This window comes from Methylocystis sp. JAN1 (genome assembly GCF_052186135.1).
GTDB lineage: Bacteria > Pseudomonadota > Alphaproteobacteria > Rhizobiales > Beijerinckiaceae > Methylocystis.
Window position 1 is genome coordinate 3,586,673 of sequence record NZ_CP181499.1, and the last position, 15,078, is coordinate 3,601,750.

General features: G+C 64.2%; 19 protein-coding genes and 2 pseudogenes. All 21 read left to right on the top strand.

Features of this window, described 5'->3' with window-relative positions:
* Nucleotides 1–47: 47 nt before the first annotated feature.
* The 21 genes and pseudogenes from ACNHKD_RS17155 (at nucleotide 48) to ACNHKD_RS17255 (ending at nucleotide 15,075) form a co-directional block, all read left to right on the top strand.
* On the top strand, nucleotides 48–260 hold the full coding sequence (locus ACNHKD_RS17155; RefSeq protein ID WP_442754699.1) for a hypothetical protein: 213 nt from the start codon (nucleotides 48–50) through the stop codon (nucleotides 258–260).
* Nucleotides 261–285: 25 nt separating this feature from the next.
* Nucleotides 286–1,026, top strand: a pseudogene (locus tag ACNHKD_RS17160) (phage portal protein); the annotation flags it as partial.
* 249 nt (nucleotides 1,027–1,275) lie between these two features.
* Nucleotides 1,276–1,977: a hypothetical protein gene (locus ACNHKD_RS17165; protein ID WP_442756924.1), complete on the top strand. Its 702-nt coding sequence runs from the start codon at nucleotides 1,276–1,278 to the stop codon at nucleotides 1,975–1,977.
* Between the two features lie 10 nt (nucleotides 1,978–1,987).
* Complete coding sequence (locus ACNHKD_RS17170) at nucleotides 1,988–2,305, top strand: hypothetical protein (protein WP_442754700.1); 318 nt, start codon at nucleotides 1,988–1,990, stop codon at nucleotides 2,303–2,305.
* A 63-nt stretch (nucleotides 2,306–2,368) separates the two neighbouring features.
* Entirely contained in the window at nucleotides 2,369–3,187 is an 819-nt protein-coding gene (locus ACNHKD_RS17175) for an RNase A-like domain-containing protein (RefSeq protein ID WP_442754701.1), read from the top strand.
* 8 nt (nucleotides 3,188–3,195) lie between these two features.
* Nucleotides 3,196–3,486 (top strand): hypothetical protein, encoded by a 291-nt coding sequence (locus ACNHKD_RS17180; RefSeq protein ID WP_442754702.1) that lies wholly within the window; start codon nucleotides 3,196–3,198, stop codon nucleotides 3,484–3,486.
* Nucleotides 3,479–3,880, top strand: a pseudogene (locus ACNHKD_RS17185) (phage portal protein); the annotation flags it as partial. The gene ACNHKD_RS17180 and the pseudogene ACNHKD_RS17185, both read left to right, overlap by 8 nt.
* Nucleotides 3,881–4,134: 254 nt before the next feature.
* Nucleotides 4,135–4,287 (top strand): histidine kinase, encoded by a 153-nt coding sequence (locus ACNHKD_RS17190; protein WP_442754703.1) that lies wholly within the window; start codon nucleotides 4,135–4,137, stop codon nucleotides 4,285–4,287.
* Nucleotides 4,287–4,859: an HK97 family phage prohead protease gene (locus ACNHKD_RS17195; RefSeq protein ID WP_442754704.1), complete on the top strand. Its 573-nt coding sequence runs from the start codon at nucleotides 4,287–4,289 to the stop codon at nucleotides 4,857–4,859. The genes ACNHKD_RS17190 and ACNHKD_RS17195 overlap by 1 nt, the downstream gene beginning before the upstream one ends.
* 124 nt (nucleotides 4,860–4,983) lie before the next feature.
* The gene (locus ACNHKD_RS17200) at nucleotides 4,984–6,213 is read left to right on the top strand and encodes a phage major capsid protein (RefSeq protein WP_442754705.1); all 1,230 of its coding nucleotides are present in this window, start codon (nucleotides 4,984–4,986) and stop codon (nucleotides 6,211–6,213) included.
* A 57-nt stretch (nucleotides 6,214–6,270) separates the two neighbouring features.
* A complete protein-coding gene (locus ACNHKD_RS17205) occupies nucleotides 6,271–6,846 on the top strand; it encodes a head-tail connector protein (protein ID WP_442754706.1) in 576 nt (191 codons plus the stop codon).
* Nucleotides 6,843–7,172, top strand: coding sequence for a phage head closure protein (locus tag ACNHKD_RS17210; protein WP_442754707.1), 330 nt, complete (start codon nucleotides 6,843–6,845; stop codon nucleotides 7,170–7,172). The genes ACNHKD_RS17205 and ACNHKD_RS17210 overlap by 4 nt, the downstream gene beginning before the upstream one ends.
* A 10-nt stretch (nucleotides 7,173–7,182) precedes the next feature.
* Complete coding sequence (locus ACNHKD_RS17215; RefSeq protein ID WP_442754708.1) at nucleotides 7,183–7,581, top strand: DUF3168 domain-containing protein; 399 nt, start codon at nucleotides 7,183–7,185, stop codon at nucleotides 7,579–7,581.
* Between the two features lie 9 nt (nucleotides 7,582–7,590).
* Nucleotides 7,591–8,001, top strand: coding sequence for a phage major tail protein, TP901-1 family (locus ACNHKD_RS17220; protein WP_442754709.1), 411 nt, complete (start codon nucleotides 7,591–7,593; stop codon nucleotides 7,999–8,001).
* Nucleotides 8,002–8,019: 18 nt separating this feature from the next.
* A complete protein-coding gene (locus ACNHKD_RS17225; RefSeq protein ID WP_442754710.1) occupies nucleotides 8,020–8,376 on the top strand; it encodes a gene transfer agent family protein in 357 nt (118 codons plus the stop codon).
* Nucleotides 8,373–8,612, top strand: a complete 240-nt coding sequence (locus tag ACNHKD_RS17230; RefSeq protein WP_442756925.1) for a rcc01693 family protein — start codon at nucleotides 8,373–8,375, stop codon at nucleotides 8,610–8,612. Before ACNHKD_RS17225 ends, ACNHKD_RS17230 begins: the two co-directional genes overlap by 4 nt.
* The gene (locus tag ACNHKD_RS17235) at nucleotides 8,605–9,195 is read left to right on the top strand and encodes a phage tail tape measure protein (protein ID WP_442754711.1); all 591 of its coding nucleotides are present in this window, start codon (nucleotides 8,605–8,607) and stop codon (nucleotides 9,193–9,195) included. The genes ACNHKD_RS17230 and ACNHKD_RS17235 overlap by 8 nt, the downstream gene beginning before the upstream one ends.
* A 7-nt stretch (nucleotides 9,196–9,202) precedes the next feature.
* Nucleotides 9,203–9,841, top strand: coding sequence for a phage distal tail protein, Rcc01695 family (locus tag ACNHKD_RS17240; protein WP_442754712.1), 639 nt, complete (start codon nucleotides 9,203–9,205; stop codon nucleotides 9,839–9,841).
* Nucleotides 9,842–9,850: 9 nt separating this feature from the next.
* Nucleotides 9,851–10,741, top strand: coding sequence for a DUF2163 domain-containing protein (locus tag ACNHKD_RS17245; protein WP_442754713.1), 891 nt, complete (start codon nucleotides 9,851–9,853; stop codon nucleotides 10,739–10,741).
* Nucleotides 10,738–11,169, top strand: coding sequence for an NlpC/P60 family protein (locus tag ACNHKD_RS17250; protein WP_442754714.1), 432 nt, complete (start codon nucleotides 10,738–10,740; stop codon nucleotides 11,167–11,169). The genes ACNHKD_RS17245 and ACNHKD_RS17250 overlap by 4 nt, the downstream gene beginning before the upstream one ends.
* Nucleotides 11,170–11,196: 27 nt before the next feature.
* Nucleotides 11,197–15,075, top strand: coding sequence for a baseplate multidomain protein megatron (locus tag ACNHKD_RS17255; RefSeq protein ID WP_442754715.1), 3,879 nt, complete (start codon nucleotides 11,197–11,199; stop codon nucleotides 15,073–15,075).
* Nucleotides 15,076–15,078 lie beyond the last annotated feature (3 nt).

Consider the following 15,078-nt stretch of genomic DNA (forward strand, 5'->3'; position numbering starts at 1 on the left):
TTCCAAGACATAACTTTCATCATTGGAACGCCTGATTAGGAAAACAAATGCAACCAATACAAAACAACGACGAAATTCGACTCTTGCGGCCCATACAAGCGCAAATCATCGAAATGACGTCAAATCCCGAGACGGTTGAGTTGCACGCCGGCATAACGGGAGCTGTTGTCTTCGTGCACGGCTCAACGAATCTACCAGAGGGCTTCGAGATCGAATTTGCGATCGACCCGCCTGGCACAAAAAGCGCCAAGATGATTTGAGAGGTTTTTTCCACGGCCTTGAAGCGTCGAACCCGGCCGCAATGGCTGGCCGGCCGCTTTCGTCTATCGCGCCATGGGCGGGGAGGCGCGCTACGAGATTAGCGGCGAAGGGATCGAACCGATCCTGCATATCAAGCTCTTCAATCCGCTCGACGATTATTACGGCTTCGCGCCGCTCGCCGCCGCGCAGGTGGCGCTCGACACGCACAACGCCGCGAGCTTCTGGAACAAGGCGCTGCTCGACAATTCCGCGCGGCCGTCCGGCGCGCTGGTTTATGCGGGGCCGGAGGGCGCGCATCTCACCGATGCGCAATTCGACCGCCTGAAACAGGAGCTCGAAGAGACTTTCTCCGGCGCCGAGAACGCCGGCCGCCCGCTGCTGCTCGAAGGCGGCCTCGACTGGAAGGCGCTGTCGCTCTCGCCGAAGGACATGGATTTCGCCGAGTCGAAAGCCGGCGCCGCGCGCGAGATCGCGCTCGCCTTCGGCGTGCCGCCGCTGCTGCTCGGCCTGCCGGGCGACAACACATTCGCCAATTACAGCGAAGCCAATCGCGCCTTCTGGCGCCAGACCGTGCTGCCGCTCGTCGTGCGCGCGCAGAAAAGTTTCCAGACCTGGCTGCGGCCGGGTTTCGGCGACTTCCGCCTCGATTACAACGCCGACCGCCTGGAGGCGCTTGCGGCCGAGCGCGCCGCCGAATGGGAGCGCGTCGGCAAGGCGAGCTTCCTCACGCTCGACGAGCAGCGCGAGGCCGTGGGCTACGGCCCGGCGCCGAAGGACGCGGCTTTCGGCAAAGGCGGCGGAGCGGGACTGGAGCAACGTTACTCGCCCAATCAGCCGCGCGTGCCGGCGGGTTCAGGTCGCGAAAGCGGGCAATGGGCGGCGGGCGGCGGGGGCGGGGGCGGAGGAAGCCAAAGCGAGTCGCAGAACGATGGCGGCGGCGACATACGCATCGGCGATCGCGTAGCCGGGGCGAGGAATGTCGATCGCGTTGCGAACGAAGGCGTCAGCGGCTCGGTGCAACTGGCGCAGAACCGTGGCGGCGAGAGGGGGCGCGGCGTTGCGAATGAGCCGGGCTCCGTCACGGCGTCGCAGCTCGATCGACTGGAGACGACCCGCGACCTCGCGCGCGAAGCCGAAACGCGGGTAAGGGAAATCGATCCGTCGTGGAAACCGGAGCCGACGCTGTCCGATCCAAACGACATCGAAAGCCGTATCGCCCGGAACGAAGATCTGACGCGGCAAGCGAACGAGCGCTATGCGGAGCACTTGCGGGAAAAATATGGCGATCAATCGCCAAGCGATGAGTCGCTCAGAAGTCTGACCGGCCCAAGGGCGCAAGGGAGCACAAGAGACGACGCGGCGACCAATCGTGGGCGAGCGCGTGAGAACGACACGGCTGACATAGTCTGGCTCAACAGACATAATGTCGAACAGCTCGCTCAGCGCTCGAATGCGCAAGGCGTCAAACAACCGGATTTCCGGATCGACGGCGAAGTTTTTGATACGTTCGCACCGGCTAGCAGCAGGACAAGGAATATCTGGAGCTATGCAAAGAAAAAGATATATGAGGGCCAGGCAGATAATATTTTGATCAACCTGATGGACACGCCCGTTACGATTGATCAAATTCTTGCACAGTTCCGCGCCTTTCCTATCCCTGGCTTGAAACGCTTTTGGGTGATCGACCAACACGGCAAACTGCACTATCTCTTTTGAGGGTTCAAAAATGTCGATCTGCTTTGCTCTTGACAGCGCGCTGCCGCCCGAGAAGACAAAGGAGCGTATTTCTCTGGCTCGCGAAAAATACGCTGATGTCCTTTCGTATTTCTGGATATCCGAAGTCAGAGCGTCAGACCCATACGAGGTGGAAGATGACGCCGAATATGGCTTCCTTCCCAAGGCCGCATTCATGATCCAGTGGAACAAGGACCGCTCGGAATTCATCCGGATGATCCCGGAGATTTTCTGGGAGGTTTTCGGAGAAGAGAATCTCCTGATCCGCGATGACAGCTGTGACGTAATCACGCGGCCTTATATACGGTAACGCCGGCGCCCAGGGCCGCTGGGCCAAGAAATGTAGCCAAATCGCGCCTTCTGGCGCCAGACCGTGCTCCCGCTCGTCGTGCGCGTGCAGAAAAGTTTCCAGGCCTGGCTGCGGCCGGGTTTTAGCGACTTCCGCCTCGACTACAACGCCGACCGGCTGGAGGCGCTCGCGGCCGAGCGCGCCGCCGAATGGGAGCGCGTCGGCAAGGCGGATTTTCTCACGCTCGACGAGCAGCGCGAGGCGGTGGGCTACGGACCGGCGCCGAAGGACGCGGCTTTCGGCAAAGGCGGCGCGAGGGATTTGGAGCGCCGCTACTCGCCCAATCAGCCGCGCGTGCCGGCGGGGTCTGGCCGCGAAAGCGGGCAATGGGCGGCAGGCGGGGGCGCGGCGGGAACGAATGTTGCTCAAACACAGAGTGGTGACCGCTTCCCCACCACACAGGCTGACAACAGCGAAAATTACTCAATCGACGTTCTAGCTGAAGAGGCCGACGCAGCCCACGTAAAAGAAAAACATATCGCCAAGACTGATCAGTTTCTAAAAGATCGCGTTCGACAGGGAAGGTTCAGCATCGGGCCTATCACGGCAGCCCCTCGTGCAGGTTCATTCCTTTCCCTTACCTCTGCTGAGAAGCTGATCAACTCGACCATAGCTGCGAACAGAGCTATTATTGAACAGCTCGTCTCCGGCGCTCTTGGTGAGGGAAAAACCATTCGCATCGATCGCTTCTTCAATTCGATCACTGGCAAAGAGGCTTTTGCTCCAAGCCCGAGGGGAGAGCCAGAAATTCTTGCCACGAGATGGGTTGCCGTCGTTTTGCGGCATGATCGTCGATCACCGCGCGGGTTCAAGCTGATAACGGCTTTTCCCTTCAACGAATGAGCAGAAACATGAATGTCCCGCCCGCCTTCGACAAGATGATTCGCACCTTTCACCAGGATTGGGATGTTGTCTACGAAAGCTTTGATGAAGCGATCAAGGATAGCGTCCGCCTGCTTTCCACGGAAGAAAAATCTGCGGCGAAAGGTTTCCTGGATGACGTTTTGAACGCCGACTATTCTGAAACCGAACTTGCCAATATGTGGAACAATAGTAAGGGCGCTGCGGGGGGAATTTCGATAGAGTCCGGCGCCTCGCTGTTTTTGGACAAATTGAGGGCGGCGCTGATCGAAAGCCTTTAAGGCGCTGCTGCTCGAAGGCGGGCTCGACTGGAAGGCGCTCTCTCTTTCGCCAAAGGATATGGACTTCACCGAGTCGAAGGCCGGCGCCGCGCGCGAGATCGCGCTCGCCTTCGGCGTGCCGCCGCTGCTGCTCGGCCTGCCGGGCGACAACACATTCGCCAATTACAGCGAAGCCAATCGCGCCTTCTGGCGCCAGACCGTGCTCCCGCTCGTCGCCCGCCTGCAGAAAAGTTTCCAGGCCTGGCTGCGGCCGGGTTTCGGCGAATTCCGCCTCGACTACAACGCCGACCGGCTGGAGGCGCTTGCGACGGAGCGCGCGGCCGAATGGGAGCGCGTCGGCAAGGCGGCGTTTCTGACGCTCAACGAGCAGCGCGAGGCCGTGGGCTACGGTCCGCCTCGCACGCAAGACTGGCGAGCGCCGATCGCCCAGCGGACCGGCCTCGCCCGGCGCCGGAGGACGCAAATGACCGACATACTCAACGCCATTCTCGAGCGCGGCGATCTCGCCCATCTCGCGCTCTTTCTTTGGGCCTGCGTCGCGACGGCGCAGGCGTATCTCGCCATGCGCGAGGTCAGCGAGGCGACCCGGCGTCTCGACGCCTTCGTTCGCGAACTCGCGCGTTTCAACCGCCGCTGTGGGAGCGACCCATGACGCACAGAAAATTCCGCCTGCCCTTTCAGAAGCGCGGACGCCGGCGCCCGGCCCGACGACCCGACGATCACGCCGAAATTTTCAAGGCCTTCGTTCATGTGCTGGCGCAGATGCATGCGCGCAGCGCGATTTCCACGGAGAAAGGCTGATGGCGGCGCGCGAAACCAAGCGCGCGGAGCTGCCGCTGTCGCATGTGAGCCCGGCGGGGATCATCGAAGGCTACGCCTCTCTTTTCGGCGTCGCGGACAGCGGCGGCGACATTGTGTCGCCAGGCGCCTTTGCGCGCTCGCTCGCGAAACGCGGGGCCACGGGTGTGAAGATGCTTTGGCAGCACGACGCCGCAGAGCCGATCGGCGTCTGGACCTCCATCCTGGAGGACGCCAAGGGTCTGAAGGTTGTGGGACGGCTCGACCTCTCCGTCGCCCGCGCTCGCGAGGCGCTCTCGCTCGTCAGATCCGGGGCCGTAGACGGCCTTTCCATAGGCTTCCGCACCAAGCGCGCCACGACCGACAAGACCAATGGCCTGCGCCGTCTGCAGGAAGTCGATCTATGGGAAGTTTCGATCGTGACCTTTCCCATGCTGACGCAGGCGCGCATCGGCGCCGTCAAACGTGCGCCAAGGCTCGCGCATGAAACCCGGCTCTTGCGCAGGAAAGCGCAGGAAGCGGCGTCAAGCTTCCAACGCAAGCTCGAACGCTTTGGGGCGCGCTCGCCCTTTTAAGCCAATCTCTCTACGCCGCCGCCGTCCGGCGCGGACCGCATCGCAGACGGCTATCCCTCGCGCTTGAGACGTTGCGCGCCGGTTTTCGGCGCGCAACGCCGACGCGCGCCCAAATGAGGCATTGATGTCATCTCTCGAACTGAAATCCGCCGGGGACGAAATCGTCTCCGATCTCAACCGCGCCTTCGCAGCCTTCAAGGAAGCGAATGACGAACGTCTCGCCCAGCTTGAAACGCGCATGGGAGCGGACGTCGTCACCGAGGAAAAGCTCGCGCGCATCGACCAGAGTCTCGACGAAACCAAGAGCCGGCTCGACCGGCTGGCGCTCGATCTCTCCCGCCCGCGCATCGGCGGGAATGCGCCGGCCGAGGATCATGGCGCCCGCGAGCATAAATTAGCTTTCAATCACTATATACGCTCGGGCGAAGCGGGCGGCCTGAAGGCGCTCGAAGCCAAGGCGATGTCGCGCGGCTCCGGGCCGGACGGCGGCTATCTCGTGCCTGTGCCGGCAGAGCGCGAGATTCTGCGGCGCCTTGCAAAATTCTCGCCTATCCGCTCGATCGCCAGCGTGCAGGAGATTTCGACGCAATCGCTGCGCCGCGCCTACTCGACGACCGGCCCGGCCGCCGGCTGGGTCACGGAAACCGATCCGCGCCCCCAGACCGCCAACCAGCAGATCGCCGACATGACCTTCCCGGCCATGGAGCTTTACGCCATGCCGGCGGCGACGCAGGCGCTGCTCGACGACGCCGTCGTCGACATCGAGCAGTGGATCGCCGACGAAGTGCAGGTCGCCTTCGCCGAACAGGAAGGCGCCGCCTTCGTCAATGGCGACGGCGTCAACAAGCCCAAGGGCTTCCTGGCGTATCCGATCGTCGCCGACGCGAGCTGGACCTGGGGCAATATCGGCTATGTCGCGACCGGCGTCTCCGGCGCCTTCGCGGCGACAAATCCTTCCGACGCGCTCTTCAATCTCGTCTATGCGTTGCGCGCGGGCTATCGTCAAAACGGCAAATTCGCGATGGGTCGCCGCGCGCAGTCTCTGGTGCGGCAGTTCAAGACCACGACCGGCGACTATATCTGGGCGCCGCCCGCGACAGCGGACGCTTCAGCGTCGCTGATGAATTTCCCCGTCGTCGAAGTTGAGGACATGCCGGATCCGGCGGCGAACAGCCTCTCCATCGCTTTCGGCGATTTTGAGAGGGGCTATGTCGTCGTGGATCGCGTGGGCGTTCGCGTTCTGCGGGATCCCTATTCCGCCAAGCCCTATGTGCTCTTCTACACGACGAAGCGCGTCGGCGGCGGCGTGCAGAATTTCGAGGCGCTCAAGCTCCTCAAATTCGGCGTTTCCTGATTGGCTCATCCGCGGCGGCGACGCCGCGGTTTCCAAACCCTTCAAAGTGGAGCCGGCATGCGACCCATGCTCATCGGCGCGCCCGCGATTGAGCCCGTCTCGCTCGCGGAAGCGAAATTATGGCTGCGAGAAGATGGCGGCGAGGAAGATCAGCTCATTCAGGCGCTGATCGTCTCCGCACGCATGACGCTCGAAGCCTATACGCGGCGCTTCTTCGTCACCCAGAGCTGGCGCCTGGTCTTCGACTCCTGGCCTCGAAGCGTAGGCGCAACCTCGACGCTTGCAATTCCGTTCGCGCCGTTCCAGTCCGTTGTCGCCATTCGCGTCTTCGACGCGAACGACAATGTCCAGATCGTCCCTGCAACGAGCTATCGCGCGCCTGGCGCGAACGATGGCGGGCGCGTGATCTTCAATCCGGCGCCGCCCGCAGCAGGACGAAGCGCCGACGGCGTCGAAATCGACTTCGTCGTCGGTTACGGCGCGCTCGCAAGCCAGACGCCCGAACCGCTGCGCCGCGCCATCCTGATCCTCGCGGCGCATTGGCGCGAGAAGCGTGGCGACGACGCGGACGACCCGCTGCCCAAGGCCGTCGCCCAACTCGCGGCGCCCTATCGTCGGGAGCGTCTGTTATGAGCGCGCATCCGACGATTGGCCAATTGCGCCAGCGGGTGACGATAGAGGCGCCGGTCGACGCGCCGGACGACATTGGCGGAATCAACCGAAGCTTCGCGCCGTTGGCGCAAGTCTGGGCGCGAATTGAGACGCCGGGCGCACAGGAGCAATTCGCCGAGCAGCGTCTCGAACAAGCGAAACGATGCGTGGTCACGATCCGTTGGCGCGGCGACGTCACGAGCCAGATGCGCGTCCTGTTCCGAGGACGAGTCCTCATCGTCAGGAGCGTCGAAGACAGGGACGAGACGCGGCGCTTCGTGACATGCCTGTGCGAGGAAATTTCATGAGGAGCCGCCGATGAGCGCTTCCCCCATCATCGCGTTGCGCAAGGCGATACGCGCACATCTCCTTACGGACGCCGCGATGGGCGGCGTCAAGATCTTCGACGAGGTTCCGCGCAACGCCGAGCCGCCCTACGTGCTTTTCGCGGAAACGCAGATGCGGGACTGGTCGGCGGGCGCCTCGCGCGGCGCCGAACAGCTTCTGACTCTTGCGGTCGTCACGACGCAACGCGGTCTGGGATCCGCACTGGGGCTCGCGCAACAAGTCGTCGATCGCCTCGACGAGGCGCCGCTTATCCTCGACGGCCACGCGCTCATCGATCTGCGTTTCGTCTCCATGGGGGCGAGACGCGACCAGAGCGGCCGCTTCGCCCGCGTCTCCATTCTCTTCCGCGCAACAACCGAATTCCAATAGAGGGCAAAAATGGCCGCCCAAAAAGGCAAGGATCTTCTCCTTAAAATCAGCGACGGCGCGAGCGCCTTCGTCACCATCGGCGGGTTGCGCACCCGCCGCCTCGCGCTCAACGCCGACACGGTCGACGTGACCGATGCGGAGTCCGCCGGACGCTGGCGCGAACTCCTTGGCGGCGCGGGCCTGCGTCGCGCGAGCGTCTCGGGGACCGGGATCTTCAAGGACCAGGCCTCAGACATTCTTCTGCGCGAGGTCTTTTTCGACAATCTGTTGCGGGATTGGCAGATCGTCATTCCCGGTCTCGGCGTGCTCGAAGGTCCGTTTCAGATTTCCAATCTCGATTATCGCGGCGAGCATGCGGCAGAAGTGACGTTCGACATATCGCTCGACTCGGCGGGCGCGGTCGCCTTCACGCCGATCTGACACGAAGAGACGACGGTCATGGCCAACGCAAAGCGCGGCGAAGTCGAGGCTGATTTCGACGGAAAAACCTACACGCTCTGTCTCACGCTCGGCGCGCTCGCCGAGCTCGAAAGCGGCATGGGCGCCGCAGATCTGGTCGCGCTCGCCAACCGCTTCGAGGCGAACCGTCTCTCGGCTCGCGACATTCTGCGCATCATCGGCTGCGGCCTGCGCGGCGCGGGCCACGAGGTCACGGACGAAGACGTTTCACGCATGAAAGTATCGGGGGGCCTTGCAGGCTATGTGCGGATCGCGGCGCGCCTTCTCGCCGTGACGTTCGGCGACGCGCCGGAGACGCACGCCGCAAACCCTCCGACGCCGCAGGACGCCCGATAGCGAAAAGCGAAGCGGAAGCGCGCCCGTCCTCCCCGTGCGCGCCCTTTCCCTTTTCGCGCGCCATGGCCTTTGGCCTGGGCGTCCTGCGGCTGGCGCCGGAAGATTTCTGGTCGATGACGCCGCGCGAACTGCAAGCGGCGGCGGAGGGCGTCTATGGGCGTGCGGCCGGCCCGCCGTCACGCGCAACGCTCGACGCGCTGATGCGCGATTTTCCCGATGGAGCGCAAGATGGATAACGGCGACAATTTCCCCGACGTTTTCAACCAGCCGAGCGCGTCGGCGCCGCTCGCCATGCATGATCTTGCATCGATGAAGCAGCTTCTCGATCAGATCAACGCATCCGGCGAGAAGGCGACGCGCACGCTGATGACCGGCTTCGGCGCAGCCGCGTCGAGCGGGAAAAACTTCAACGAGACGCTCGCCGCCCTGTCGCAGTCTCTTGCGCGACTCGCCTTGCGCGACGCAACCCGCAGTTTAACCGAGGGACTCGTCTCCGGATTGAGCGGCGTCTTCGCCAACGCCTTCGGCGGCGATCAGCCCGTGACGCCCTTTGCGGAGGGCGGGGTCATCGCGAGCCCAGCCTATTTCGCCAATGGCGGCGCGATGGGGCTCATGGGCGAGCGCGGCGCGGAGGCGATCATGCCGCTCGCGCGCGGTTCCGACGGACGCCTCGGCGTGGTCGCGCAAGGCGGAGAGACGCGTCCCGTTTCCGTCACGGTCAACATCGCCGCGCAGGACGTCGACAGCTTCCGGCGCTCGGAAGCGCAGATCACCGGCGCCCTCGCGCGGGCGGTCGCGCGCGGCCAGCGCAATCTGTGAGGACGGCATGAGCGACTTCCACGAGATTCGCTTCCCTCTCGACGTTTCGCTTCATGGACGAGGCGGGCCGGAGCGACGCACGGAAATTGTGACGCTCGGCTCCAACCGCGAGTCGCGCAACGCCCGCTGGGCGCATTCGCGACGCCGCTACGAAGCGGGATATGGCGTCAAGAATTTGGCGCAACTCGCGCAAGTCATCGAGTTCTTCGAGGAGCGGCGCGGCCGGCTTTACGGATTTCGCTGGCGCGATCGCGCCGATTTCGCGTCATGCGCTCCGGGCGCAACGCCGGCGCCGACGGATCAAACGCTCGGAAAGGGAGACGGCGTTCGCGCCGCCTTTCAACTCGTCAAAGCCTATGGCGGCGCATTTACCGCCTATGTGCGCGTTATCGCCAAGCCCGTCTCCGGCACGGTGCGCATGGCGGTGAACGGGGTTGAGAAGACGGCGACGCAATTCAGCGTCGACGCGACAACGGGCGTCGTCACCTTTGCGACGGATCATATCCCCCCGCCAGGAGCATCCGTTACGGCGGGCTATCGCTTCGACGTGCCCGTGCGCTTCGACACGGATTTCCTTGAAATCGACATGCAGGCCTTCGAGGCCGGAGCGATTCCGAAGATACCCCTGATTGAAATCATCCCCTGAGGAACGCTCATGCGGCAACTCTCCGCCTCGATGCAGGCAAAACTCGACGCGCGCGCGACGACATTCTGCCATTGCTGGCGTCTCGCGCGACGTGATGGCGTCATCCTGGGCTTCACCGATCACGACCGCGACCTCGCCTTCAACGGCGTGGCCTTTCGCGCGAATACGGGACTGTCGGCGTCGCAGATCGAGTCGACGCTGGGCCTCGCCGTCGGCGGCGCCGAGGCGACCGGCGCGCTGACCGACGGAGGGCTGATCGAGAGCGACCTGCTTAACGGCCTCTATGACGGCGCCTCGGTCGAGGTTTGGCTCGTCGACTGGTCCAATGTGGAGGACAGAACGCTACTCGACGTGGCGACGATCGGCGAGGTCAGGCGCAGCGAGAACGTCTTCAGCGCCGAGCTGCGCTCAAGCGCCCATCTCTTCGATCAGCAACAGGGGCGCTCCTTCCAGCGCGGCTGCGCGGCCGAACTGGGCGATGCGCGTTGCGGCGTAAACCTTGCGGACGCAGCCTTTCATACGACCGGCGTAGTCGGCGCTTTTGAGGGAGGCGTGTTGACGCTCAGACTCGCGGCGTCGTTCGAGACGGGCTTTTTCGCGGGAGGCGCGCTGACATTCACGAGCGGCGGCAATGCCGGCGCAAGGCTCACGATCAAGACGCATCTCCAACAGGATTCACACGCGACGATCGGGTTGTGGACGCCGCCCGGCGCGAAGATCCTGACAGGCGATACGGCGACACTGCACGCCGGTTGCGACAAATCGCCTTCGGCCTGCCAGGCGAAATTCGACAACATCGTCAACTTTCGCGGCTTTCCACATATGCCCGGAAACGACCGCGTCATCGCCTATCCGAATTCGCTGGCGAAGGCGATGGACGGCGGGAGTTTCTTTCGATGACGCGGGCCGACATCGTTGCGGCGGCACGGCGCTGGATCGGCACGCCCTACCGGCATCAGGCGTCGCTCATTCATGTCGGCTGCGACTGCCTTGGCCTCGTGCGCGGGGTTTGGCGAGAGGTGGTCGGCGACGAGCCCGAAGCGACGCCGCCCTACACGCCGGACTGGAGCGAAGCTCTCGGCGTCGAGACGCTGCTCGACGCCGCGCAGCGACATTTTACGCCCATCCCCTGCTCGGATTTCCGAGCGGGAGACGTAATCGTCTTTCGCTTTCGGGAACACCTGCCCGCAAGACATCTCGGCGTCGCAACCTCGCGCACGCATATGGCGCACGCCCATAGCGGCGCCTGCGTGGCGGAAGTTCCGATCGGCGCGCATTGGTGCAAGCGCATCGCGGCCGCTTTCGCCTTTCCGGGCGTCGACGATTGACCTTCCTCATCAACAGAGAATTTGAAAATGGCGACGCTGGTTCTTCAAACGATCGGCTCGGTCGTAGGCGGCGCAATTGGCGGGCCCATCGGCGGCGCCGTCGGCCGCCTGCTCGGCGGCCTGGGCGGCGGGCTGATCGATCAGGCGCTGAAGCCGCACGCTTCGCCGCGCTACAGCGTGGGGCCGCGCCTCAAATCGATGGACGGCGTCGCCTCGACCGAGGGGGCCGGCGTCCCGCGCGTCTATGGGCGCGCGCGCATCGGCGGCCAGATGATCTGGGCGACGCGTTTCCTCGAGCGCATCAATGTCGCTTTTGAACAGCAGCCCCGCAACGGCAAGGGCAATGGCGGCGGGGGCCCGCAAAAGATCAATTTCAACTATGTTTACTCCGCAAATTTCGCGATCGGCCTTTGCGGGGGTCCCGTCGCTTTTGTGCGACGGATATGGGCCGACGGCGCCGAGCTCGACATGACGACGCTGCCGATCCGCATTTATAAAGGAACCGAGGACCAGGAACCCGATCCGCTCGTCGTCGCCAAGGAAGGCGCGGGAAACGCGCCCGCCTATCGCGGCCTCGCCTACATCGTCTTTGACGATCTTGCGCTCGCGCCCTTCGGCAATCGCATCCCACAATTCACTTTCGAGGTGGTGAAGCCGGTCGCCGGCCTCGGCGACATGATCCGCGCGGTCGACCTCATTCCCGGCGCGACCGAAGCGGGTTATCTGCCGTCCCTCAAACTCAACTTCTGGGCGCCTGGCGCGACGGACGCCGAAAATCGACACCAATTGACGGCGAAGACCGATTGGGAGGCCTCCATAGACGCGCTCCAGGCGCTCTGTCCCAATCTTAAGAGCGTTGCGCTCGTCGTCGCCTGGTTCGGCGACGATCTGCGCGCGCAGCATTGCAACATCGCGCCGCGTGTCGACGCACGTTTCAAGACGATTGGCCAGTTCAACTACATTCTGGGTCCCTTCTGGCCGCCGGATTGGAGCGTCGCCGGACAAACGCGCGCAATGGCGGCGCTCGTCTCTCAGATCGACGGACGCTCGGCCTATGGCGGCACGCCGAGCGACGCGTCGGTGGCCGGCGCCATCGCCGATCTCAAGGCGCGGGGGCTTTCCGTCGTCTTCTATCCGTTCCTGATGATGGACATTCCGGCAAGCAATGCTCTGCCGAATCCCTACACTGGAACGGCCGGGCAGCCGGCCTTTCCCTGGCGCGGGCGCATCACATGCGATCCGGCGCCTGGCCGTCCCGGCGCGCCGGACGCAACACCGGCGGCGGCGGCGCAGATCGACGCGTTCATAACGCGCTATCGCGGTTTCATCCTGCATTACGCGAATCTCTGCGCGGCGGCGGGCGGCGTAGACGCGTTTCTCGTTGGTTCGGAATTCATCGGCCTGACGCGCGTGCGCTCGGGGCCGGGGCAGTACCCGTTCGTAAGCGCGCTTTCGACATTGGCGGCGGAAGTGAAAGCCACTCTCGGCTCCTCGACCAAAATATCCTATGCAGCCGACTGGACTGAGTATGGCGCGCATGTTCCCGCGCCGGGCGAGCTCCGCTTTCCGCTCGATCCGTTCTGGGCGTCGCCATCTGTGGATTTCATCGGCGTCGACGTCTACTGGCCGCTCTCGGACTGGCGCGACGGCGATGCGCATCTCGACGCGCGATTGGCGACAGGCGTCCATGATATCGATTATCTTTCGTCGCGCGTCGCGTCCGGCGAAGGGTATGACTGGTATTATACGGACGCCGCCGCGCGCGAAGCGCAGATTCGCACGCCTATCACGGATGGCCTTGGCAAGCCGTGGGTCTATCGTCAGAAGGATTTCCTCTCCTTCTGGATGCTGCCGCATTATGAGCGCGTCGGAGGCGCGGAGCTTTCGCAGCCGACCGCCTGGGTTCCGCAGTCGAAGCCGATCTGGATAACGGAGACGGGCTGTCCCGCCGTCGATCGCGGCGCGAACGCTCCGAATGTGTTCCCCGACTCTCGCTCCAGCGAAGGCGGCTTGCCTTATTTCTCGCGCGACGGCCGCGACGATCTCATTCAGGCCCGCTTCATCGAGGCGATGGTCACGCATTTCGATCCCGCCCGTTCCGGCGGGGCCTCAGCCAATCCGACGTCGAGCGTCTATGGCGGGCCGATGGTCGATCCTGACAGAATTCACGTCTGGTGCTGGGATGCGAGGCCCTTTCCCGCTTTTCCGACGCAGAGCGGCGTCTGGAGCGACGGTCCGAATTGGGAGACCGGCCACTGGCTGAATGGGCGTCTGGAAGGCGTCCCGCTCGATCGCCTGGCGATGACGCTTGCAGGCGCCGTAGAGGCGCCCGGGCTTGTCGCCAACAGGCCGAAGATCGCCGGCTTTGTCGACGGCTATGTGCTCGACAGGCCGATGTCGCCGCGCGAGGCAATCGATCCGCTGGCCGCCCTTTACGGGTTCGACGCCATTGCCGGCGCAGGCAGGCTCGACTTTGTGGACCGCCGGGGAAAGCCCGTGCGCGAGATTTCGGAAGACGATCTCGTCGCAGGCAGGGAGATGCCGCTCGTCACGCTGACGCGCGCGCAGGAAAGCGAGCTGCCGCGCGAAATCGCCCTCACCTACGCGGATTCGGAAAATGAATTCCAGATAGCGCGCGTGCTCGCGCGACGACCCGAAAGCCGATCCGCGCGGCAGAGCGAAGCGCAGGCGGCCGTGATGACGCATCGCGCGGACGCTCAGAAGCTCGCCGAAATCTGGCTGCAGGACTTGTGGATCGGACGCGAGACCGCGGAATTCGCGTTGGGGCCGGGCCTCGCGGCGCTGGAGCCGGGCGACGTCGTGCGTCTTGGCCCTGCCGGCGGACGCCTCTTCCAGATCCAGCGGATCACGGACGGCGCCGCACGCGAGGTCGGCGCGCGCGCCGTCGACGCCGGCGTCTATGACACGCCGGCGCGCAAGATCGTAAAGAACGCCGTCGCGTCGCCCAGGATCGTGGGGCCGCCGCGCGTCGTCGCGCTCGATCTCGCGGTCACGCGCGCAACGCCGGCGCTTTCCTATGTGGCGGCGTTCGCCGATCCCTGGCCGGGTCCGCTCGCCATTGTGAAGGACGCCGCTTCCTCCGCCTCCGAGACGCTCGGCGTCATCGAGAAGCGCGCGATGATCGGCGATACGCTGGACGCGCTGCCGCCCGGGCCCGTGGGTCGTTTCGATAACGGATCGAGCGTGACAGTTCGCTTCGCGGCCGGACAGCTCGCATCAGTCGACGACCGCGCGGCGCTGGCCGGGAAGACGGCGATGGCGATATGCGGCGCGGACGGCGCCTGGGAAATATTCTCATTCGCCCGGGCCGAGCTCGTCGACGACAAAACCTATCGCCTTTCGCGCTTCCTTCGTGGGCTCGGCGGCGAGGCGCATCTTGCGGCCCGGGTCGCGCCAGCGGGCTCGACCGTCGTCCTCCTCGACGACGCATTGGTTCCCCTCTCGCGAAGCGTGTCCGAGATCGGCGCGCCGGTGACTTACGCCATCGGGCCCGCGGATCGCGACATCGCCGATCCGCTCTATGTGCGCATAACGGCGACGGCGACGGCCAAAGCGCTGAAACCCTACGCGCCCACGCAAGCGCGGGCGCGCCGAGCGCCGGCAGGCGTCGTCATCGACTTCATCCGCCGCTCGCGCGTCGATTCAGACGCCTGGGAAGTGGTCGACATTCCGCTCGGCGAAGCAATCGAGGGCTATGAAGCCGATATTGTCCTGCCGACTGGAAGTCGCACCCTCTCGACGGCCGCGCCTTCTGTCCTCTATCCGGCCGCGCAGGAGCTTTCGGATTTTGGCGCGCCGCAAAACGCGCTTTCGCTATCGCTCTATCAGATGAGCGCCATCGTCGGGCGCGGCTTTTCTTTCAGAAGCGTGGTTCCCGTTCTTTAGGAT

What these genes read in the sequence shown, in the direction of transcription:
- ACNHKD_RS17155 (WP_442754699.1), top strand. Translation starts at nt 48, where the DNA reads ATGCAACCAATACAAAACAACGACGAAATTCGACTCTTGCGGCCCATA.
- ACNHKD_RS17170 (WP_442754700.1), top strand. Translation starts at nt 1,988, where the DNA reads ATGTCGATCTGCTTTGCTCTTGACAGCGCGCTGCCGCCCGAGAAGACA.
- ACNHKD_RS17180 (WP_442754702.1), top strand. Translation starts at nt 3,196, where the DNA reads ATGAATGTCCCGCCCGCCTTCGACAAGATGATTCGCACCTTTCACCAG.
- ACNHKD_RS17190 (WP_442754703.1), top strand. Translation starts at nt 4,135, where the DNA reads ATGACGCACAGAAAATTCCGCCTGCCCTTTCAGAAGCGCGGACGCCGG.
- ACNHKD_RS17195 (WP_442754704.1), top strand. Translation starts at nt 4,287, where the DNA reads ATGGCGGCGCGCGAAACCAAGCGCGCGGAGCTGCCGCTGTCGCATGTG.
- ACNHKD_RS17200 (WP_442754705.1), top strand. Translation starts at nt 4,984, where the DNA reads ATGTCATCTCTCGAACTGAAATCCGCCGGGGACGAAATCGTCTCCGAT.
- ACNHKD_RS17205 (WP_442754706.1), top strand. Translation starts at nt 6,271, where the DNA reads ATGCGACCCATGCTCATCGGCGCGCCCGCGATTGAGCCCGTCTCGCTC.
- ACNHKD_RS17210 (WP_442754707.1), top strand. Translation starts at nt 6,843, where the DNA reads ATGAGCGCGCATCCGACGATTGGCCAATTGCGCCAGCGGGTGACGATA.
- ACNHKD_RS17215 (WP_442754708.1), top strand. Translation starts at nt 7,183, where the DNA reads ATGAGCGCTTCCCCCATCATCGCGTTGCGCAAGGCGATACGCGCACAT.
- ACNHKD_RS17220 (WP_442754709.1), top strand. Translation starts at nt 7,591, where the DNA reads ATGGCCGCCCAAAAAGGCAAGGATCTTCTCCTTAAAATCAGCGACGGC.
- ACNHKD_RS17225 (WP_442754710.1), top strand. Translation starts at nt 8,020, where the DNA reads ATGGCCAACGCAAAGCGCGGCGAAGTCGAGGCTGATTTCGACGGAAAA.
- ACNHKD_RS17235 (WP_442754711.1), top strand. Translation starts at nt 8,605, where the DNA reads ATGGATAACGGCGACAATTTCCCCGACGTTTTCAACCAGCCGAGCGCG.
- ACNHKD_RS17240 (WP_442754712.1), top strand. Translation starts at nt 9,203, where the DNA reads ATGAGCGACTTCCACGAGATTCGCTTCCCTCTCGACGTTTCGCTTCAT.
- ACNHKD_RS17245 (WP_442754713.1), top strand. Translation starts at nt 9,851, where the DNA reads ATGCGGCAACTCTCCGCCTCGATGCAGGCAAAACTCGACGCGCGCGCG.
- ACNHKD_RS17250 (WP_442754714.1), top strand. Translation starts at nt 10,738, where the DNA reads ATGACGCGGGCCGACATCGTTGCGGCGGCACGGCGCTGGATCGGCACG.
- ACNHKD_RS17255 (WP_442754715.1), top strand. Translation starts at nt 11,197, where the DNA reads ATGGCGACGCTGGTTCTTCAAACGATCGGCTCGGTCGTAGGCGGCGCA.